General features: G+C 51.2%; 6 protein-coding genes. All 6 read right to left on the bottom strand.

The features are described 5' to 3' along the window. Positions 1 to 124 precede the first annotated feature (124 nt). Positions 125 to 1,297 carry a lipopolysaccharide assembly protein LapB gene (lapB, locus tag KDK15_RS19915; protein WP_257297140.1) on the bottom strand — a complete coding sequence of 391 codons (1,173 nt, stop codon included), beginning with the start codon at positions 1,295 to 1,297 and terminating at the stop codon, positions 125 to 127. Then, positions 1,290 to 1,649: a LapA family protein gene (locus KDK15_RS19910; protein ID WP_257297139.1), complete on the bottom strand. Its 360-nt coding sequence runs from the start codon at positions 1,647 to 1,649 to the stop codon at positions 1,290 to 1,292. The genes lapB and KDK15_RS19910 overlap by 8 nt, the downstream gene beginning before the upstream one ends. A 15-nt stretch (positions 1,650 to 1,664) precedes the next feature. Then, positions 1,665 to 1,964: an integration host factor subunit beta gene (gene ihfB, locus KDK15_RS19905; RefSeq protein WP_257297144.1), complete on the bottom strand. Its 300-nt coding sequence runs from the start codon at positions 1,962 to 1,964 to the stop codon at positions 1,665 to 1,667. Between the two features lie 355 nt (positions 1,965 to 2,319). After that, positions 2,320 to 3,999: a 30S ribosomal protein S1 gene (gene rpsA / locus KDK15_RS19900; RefSeq protein WP_257284859.1), complete on the bottom strand. Its 1,680-nt coding sequence runs from the start codon at positions 3,997 to 3,999 to the stop codon at positions 2,320 to 2,322. Between the two features lie 251 nt (positions 4,000 to 4,250). After that, positions 4,251 to 4,946 (bottom strand): (d)CMP kinase, encoded by a 696-nt coding sequence (gene cmk / locus KDK15_RS19895; RefSeq protein ID WP_373691420.1) that lies wholly within the window; start codon positions 4,944 to 4,946, stop codon positions 4,251 to 4,253. Then, positions 4,939 to 7,329, bottom strand: a complete 2,391-nt coding sequence (locus tag KDK15_RS19890; protein ID WP_257297138.1) for a bifunctional prephenate dehydrogenase/3-phosphoshikimate 1-carboxyvinyltransferase — start codon at positions 7,327 to 7,329, stop codon at positions 4,939 to 4,941. Before KDK15_RS19890 ends, cmk begins: the two co-directional genes overlap by 8 nt. Positions 7,330 to 7,340: the final 11 nt, after the last annotated feature.

Below are 7,340 nucleotides of genomic sequence, written 5' to 3'. Positions count from 1 at the left end.
GATACCGTTGAATCCGTAATGCGAGGAGGTCGTTGTAGATGGCATATTGAAAATGCGACCGAATAATAGATACTGATCAAGCGAAATTCTGATTATCCGTATATGAAATAAAATATTTCCAGCTTCATTCACCCTCAAACCCCTGAATCGGCTTGACTGTACCCCAGCACTGACATTGTGGACACTGCCAGTGCAATTCCTTACCGAAAAATCCGCAACTACCACAGGAAAAGACAGGTTTAAGTTCAAGCATCCTATCCATAAAACGATGAATCAATGCCAATACATCATCTGGCAGATCGCCTTGAAATTGACGACGAAGATTAATCAGCTCATTCAGCCCTCTCAATGTGGGATGACGCTCAAGCTGCGCTGTTAAAAAGTTTACAGCCTGAGACTCCCCGGACTCCCTGAGCAAAAGACGGGTCATCGCTATGATAATGGCAGTACCAGGACGCTCATTCAGGCAACGGCCAAGATAAGCTCCAAACCCTCGCAAACTCCCCGTATGCTCAGAAGATTTCTCCAATAATGGCAGCGAGAGTGGCATGAAGCTGATGTCCTGAACCGATATTCTCTGCAACACCTTAATCGCCTCTTTGTAGCCACCTTCGTCAAACTCCATTTGACCCAGCAAAAGACTGGCCCTGACACTCTTTTTATCCCGGGAAAACGCCTGACGTATCAGACGACGTGCATTCACCCGGTCATTCTGCTTAAGCGCTATTTCGCTCTGCTCGCAGTAGTAATGTGCCAGAATGACAGCAAAGTGCTCTCCCCGGGCCGGCCTCAACCTTTCTGCAACTTCTGCAGCCTTAGCCCACTCCCGCTCCTGTTCATAGACACGCAACAATTGCTGCAAAGCCTGGTCTCGAAGCTCATGATTCTGACGGCTGAGGTCAATTAGAATGGATTCAGCACGATCCAGCAGGCCAGCAGAAGAATAGTTTTGAGCCAAGGCAAGCTGAACTTGAAAAGACTGGATAGAAGTCAGGCTTGGGCGCGCCAGCAAATCCTGATGAATACGGATGGATTTTTCCACCTCTCCACGCTTGCTGAACAGATTTCCCAGAGCCAGATAAGTATCCACTGTGTCGTTATTGATATCCAGGGCTTTGATAAAGACATCAATAGCCTCATCCGTCTGCTCATTAATCAGATAATTCAGACCGACAAAATAGTCCTTCGACAGCTGGCCAGAGCTATTCATCCCCCTTCTCTTCTGATCACGCCAGCCCAGAAAATAACCAATGACGATTGCAGCTAGAATAAGGCCCAATAACGCAATATCAGGCATCCGTTAACCCTTTCAGGGCGCTGGATCTCAACTTCTGGAGTTCGGCATCACGCCGGGCAAGCTTTCTTCTCAGGCTGGCATTAGTCAGTCGCAAACGGATAACCAGCATCAGGGATACCAGTAAACCGGCAAAGCCGCCCAGCACAAAGGACACCATAACCAACGTAGAACTGCTTACGGCCGGCATCATTAAGCCGCCCATTTCAAGGCTGATCTGCTCGGTATTGGAGAGGGTAAAGTTGACGAAAAACACCAAAAGAACAACAAACAACGCCAAAACCAGAAGACGCTTGATCAATACGACTATTGTCGCAAAACTGCCCTTGACAAGAGGCAACTCGTAGTCCGCCATAAACTTATTTCACGATCAATCCATTTCTGCCTGTAAGCCACGATTCACCCTTTCCCGCAGCTCTTTGCCCGGCTTGAAATGGGGAACATATTTGCCATCCAGGCTCACAGCTTCACCGGTTTTCGGGTTACGCCCAACTCTGGGTGCACGATAATGAAGAGAGAAGCTACCAAACCCCCTGATCTCAACCCGCTCGCCATTAGCCAGCGAATCAGACATTTGTTCAATGATAGCCTTTACAGCTAACTCAATATCCTTGATAGAGAGCTGCGGTTGCAACTGGGCAATCCGCTCAATCAGTTCAGACCGGGTCATCGTCGTTTTTCCTTTCCCTGCCATTCCCGGAATGCCTAAAAGATCCTGCAGACCTTGATAGACATGCTTATTGTTCAAAAGCGCCTTAAATAACCAGACAGTTTCTACACTAGCTAACCCACACTGAGAAATCAAGCAACCCTTTGATTAGCCCACACATTTCATAAGAATACCTGCCACCCCCTTGTTGCTGGCAGACAGCACTGCAGGTAAACACCTGCAACACAAGGGCTAAATCTCATTCAATCTTTCAATCAAAAAAAACCGCGAGGCAAAAGCACTCGCGGTTTTCTTTACTCTCAGCGGCAACTTTTGAGAACCAAAGCACCCCATGAGCAATCAGGAACAGGATGGATTACTTGCTTTCCATCTGAGCCTTGATCAGATCACCAATGGTGGTCGGGCCGGCAGCTTCTTCGTCCTGCTTGGTACGCAGCTCTTTCATTGCTGCTTTTTCATCGGCCTGGTCTTTCGCTTTGATAGACAGGCTGATGTTGCGGTTCTTACGGTCAATGCTGATGATACGAGCTTCGACTTCTTCACCTTCTTTCAGAACGTTAGTTGCGTCTTCAACGCGGTCAACACTGATTTCAGAGGCTTTCAGGGTGGCCAGAACGTCTTCCGCCAGCTCTACAACAGCAGCTTTGGCAGTCACTTCCTTAACGATACCCTTAACAACAGACCCTTTTTCATTCAGGCCAGCGTAGGCATTGAACGGGTCTTCGGACAGTTGCTTGATGCCCAGAGAGATACGCTCACGCTCAGCGTCAATCGCCAGGATAACCGCTTCTACTTCATCGCCCTTACGGTACTGACGAACAGCTTCTTCACCGGTTTCGTTCCAGGAGATGTCAGACAGGTGAACCAGACCATCGATACCACCGTCCAGACCGATAAAGATACCGAAGTCAGTGATAGACTTGATCTTACCAGCCAGCTTGTCGCCCTTGTTAAAGGAGCCGGAGAAATCTTCCCATGGGTTAGTCTTGCACTGCTTGATACCCAGAGAAATACGACGACGCTCTTCGTCAATGTCCAGAACCTGAACTTCAACTTCGTCACCCAGGTTGACAACCTTGGATGGGTGAATGTTCTTGTTGGTCCAGTCCATTTCAGAAACGTGTACCAGACCTTCAACACCTTCTTCCAGCTCAACGAAGCAGCCGTAGTCAGTCAGGTTGGTTACGCGGCCAGAAGCACGGGCACCTTCAGGGAAGCGCTTGGTGATAGCAACCCATGGATCTTCACCCAGCTGCTTGAGACCCAGAGATACGCGGTTACGATCACGATCAAACTTCAGGACCTTAACGTTGATTTCGTCACCAACGTTAACGATTTCGCTAGGATGCTTGATACGCTTCCAGGCCATGTCAGTGATGTGCAGCAGACCGTCTACGCCGCCCAGATCAACGAAGGCACCGTAATCAGTCAGGTTCTTAACGATACCCTTAACTTCCAGACCTTCCTGCAGAGAGCCCAGCAGCTGCTCACGCTCAGCACTGTTTTCAGCTTCCAGAACGCTGCGACGGGAAACAACCACGTTGTTACGTTTCTGGTCCAGCTTGATAACCTTGAACTCAAGCTCTTTGCCTTCCAGGTGCGCAGTGTCGCGAACCGGGCGAACGTCTACCAGAGAGCCTGGCAGGAACGCACGGATAGTCGCCACGTCAACAGTGAAGCCACCCTTGACCTTGCCACTGATAACACCCTTAACAACGTCTTCAGCTTCGAAGGCTTTTTCCAGCTCCTTCCAGGCTTCCATACGCTTGGCTTTTTCACGGGACAGACGCGTCTCACCGAAACCGTCTTCAACCGCGTCCAGGGCTACCTGGACTTCATCACCAATAGCGATGGTCAGTTCACCATTCTCATCCTGGAACTGAGCCTTGGGAATAACACCTTCAGACTTCAGACCAGCATGAACAGTTACCCAGTCACTGTCGATATCAACCACAACACCACTGACAATGGCGCCTGGTTTCATTTCGATCTCTTTCAGGCTCTCTTCAAACAGTTCTGCAAAGCTTTCGCTCATGATTTTTCCTGTGACAGTGTACGCCTTTGCAAAGTCTCTGCCTTCTCAGCAAAAAAACCAGCCAATAATGACCGGATAACGTACACTGGTTGTCATCCACACCGCCAGCCGGAGTGGGTTACTTTAGTCAGGTTCGAATCTGCAATGCTGGCTCTACGCCAGAAACGAACCTCCAAAATTGTTGAGTGCGACCTATGGCACACTCAGGCTTGCTGAAGTGGAAAACCCACTCCCCTGCACCTGAATAAAACCTAAACCAGTCCTTTCAGGCGCATTTTTTCCAGCACCTTATTGAATACCTCCTGGATACTCATGCGGGTACTGTCAAGAATGATGGCATCATCGGCAGGCTTGAGCGGCGCTACAGCCCTCTGGCTATCTCGCTCATCTCTGGCCTGAATATCTGCCAAAAGGCGATCAAAGCTAGCATCAATCCCTTTTTGATGCAACTGGTCATAACGTCTTTTTGCCCGTTCTTCGGCGCTGGCTGTCAGGAAGACTTTCAGCGCAGCATCGGGAAACACAACCGTTCCCATATCACGGCCATCTGCCACAAGCCCTGGCAGTTCGGCAAAATCACGCTGTCTTTGCAACAGCGCAGCCCGAACACCCGGCAGTGCCGCAACTCTGGAAGCCATGGCACCCACCTCTTCCGTTCGCAGACTTGCACCAACCCGCTCACCTTCAAGAATGGTAGTCAGACCTGCGCCTGTTTCTGATGGTAAAAACTGAACATCAAGATGGCCCGCCAGGACCTCCAGGGATGACTCATCGGCAAAATCAACCCCATGATTCATCGCCGCCAGGGCGGTTAACCGATATAACGCCCCACTATCCAGCAACCCCCAGCCAAGCTCTCTGGCCAGCAGGGCTGCAATCGTTCCCTTGCCAGACCCACTGGGACCATCAATGGTGACCACTGTCACTGGTGTCTGAGACTCACTCACTCGTATTTACCTTTACCACAATACGCATACCGGCTCGATTTGCCAGACCTGCAAAATCCGGGAATGAAGTCGCCACATTTGCACAGTTGAGAATGCGAATATCATCCTTTGCCCTCAGTGCAGCTACTGCGAATGACATGGCAATACGGTGATCGCCATGGCTGTCAATAGTGCCACCGTTAAATACGGGCTTCCCCTTTTTTTCAAAAGCAGCATTACCGGAACCATGGATCATCATACCATCAGGCAGTGGTTGCGCATCAATACCCAGGGCAATCAAGCCATCGGCCATGGCCTGAATCCGATCACTCTCTTTAACCCGAAGCTCACGGGCTCCGGTCAGCAGCGTTCTGCCTTCTGCACAGGCTGCAGCAACAAACAGTACCGGAAACTCATCAATAGCGATGGGCACCAGACGCTCAGGAATATCAATACCCTTCAGCTGTGCCGAACGCACAACCAGGTCGGCCACGGGCTCTCCACCAACAACAGACTCATTTTCAAGGTTAATATCCGCTCCCATCAGCTGCAGAATCTCAACCACACCAGAGCGTGTCGGGTTCATGCCAACATGGGAAAGACGCACCTCCGACCCCTCGGCTATTGAGGCAGCCACCATAAAGAACGCCGCTGAGGAAACATCGGAGGGCACATCGATTCGATTAGCCGTCAGCTTGCCCCCCCCTTCAATCGCGACCCTGCTGCCATTCTCACCACTGACACTTTCTTCACAGGAAAGCGGGTAGCCAAAGCCATTAAGCATACGGTTGGTGTGGTCACGAACAATACCCGGAACAACCGTCACCGTTTCACCGTCAGCGTACATTCCAGCCAGTAACAGGCAAGACTGCACCTGGGCAGAAGCCATCGGCAGATGATACTCAATCCCTTTCAACCGTGCGCCCCCCCTGATCTTCAGTGGTGGGCGACCACCTTCTGAGGTCTCAATGGTGGCACCCATCTGCCTAAGGGGGTCCACCACCCGATTCATGGGTCGACCGGATAGGGAATGATCGCCGGTTAACGTAACATCGAAGGACTGGGCTGCCATCAACCCGGCCATCAAGCGCATGGCAGTACCGGCATTACCCAGATAAAGCGGCCCTTCCGGCTGCTTGAGGCCATGCATGCCAACCCCCTGAATGGTGACCTTGCCCAGATAGGGGCCATCAATCTGAACCCCCATATCCCGAAATGCCTTCAGGGTTGCCAGGGCATCCTCGCCTTCGAGAAACCCTTCAATAACCGTTTCCCCCTCCGCCAGGGCACCCAGCATGATGGAACGATGAGAGATAGACTTATCTCCGGGAACACGTAACTCACCGGAGATAGCTCCTCCCGGGCTGGCAATAAACGTCTGGGTACTTTCTTTCATACTGTCCATAACTTCTTTATTTGTATCTTCACCTTCAATCAACACAGAGCCCGAAAAACCATGGCAAGCCTTGACAGAATCAGGCAATGACTTAACCCGCTGCTGCCTGCTCTCCAGAAGAGAAGAGAAATGCTGACGCGCTGATTGCGCACGACTGAATATCCCCAGCAGCGACTGACTGTTGTTCTGCACAATCGCTTCCCGGAGCACCTGAAGACCCTCGGTAAATTCATCCAGTGCTTTCAGCACCGCCTGATGATTACCCAGCGCAACATCATGCCACATAATGGGATCGCTGCCAGCGATCCGGGTAAAATCCCGAAAGCCGCCCGCAGCAAACCGGAAAATATCCTGATTATCCGGATTCCCGGCCAGCGTATCCACCAGTGAGAATGCCAGGAAATGGGGAAGATGACTGGTCTTTGCCAGAACCTCATCATGATGACGAGGATCCAGACTGGTGACCACTGCCCCACAGGCCTCCCAAAGCATCTTCACCTTTTCCAGCGCCAGAGAGTCAGTATTTGCCAACGGGGTCAGGATGACATCATGGGCCTGAAACAAAGTAGCTTTTGCGGCACCAACACCACTTTTTTCCGACCCTGCTATTGGATGGCCGGGTACCAGCCAGGCGGGAACTTCCCCAAAGACCTCTAGCGCGGCATCGAGGAGCGCTTTTTTACTGGATCCGGCATCGGTAATCACTTTTTCAGCAACCGCTTGCTCAGTAAGAACGCCATCGGGCAAGCATGAAGATAGCTGCGCAAGAACGGGCTTCATTGCCAGCATGGGAACGGCCAGCATAATCACATCGGCAGCCGCAACACCGTCGGAGAGGCTTTCGCAGCCATAATCAATGATCCCGAGCGCCTCGGCCTCTTCCAGTGAGGTTTTATTCTGATCATAACCATACACTTGCCGACAAGCTCCGGCAGATTTTACCGCCGCCGCAAAAGATCCCCCGATCAGGCCCAACCCAACCACCAGCAGTGTATCCACTGTTTTCACAAACGCACTCC

Source organism: Endozoicomonas sp. YOMI1, assembly GCF_024606345.1.
Lineage (GTDB): Bacteria > Pseudomonadota > Gammaproteobacteria > Pseudomonadales > Endozoicomonadaceae > Endozoicomonas.
This window is presented reverse-complemented; position numbering and strand designations above follow the sequence as displayed.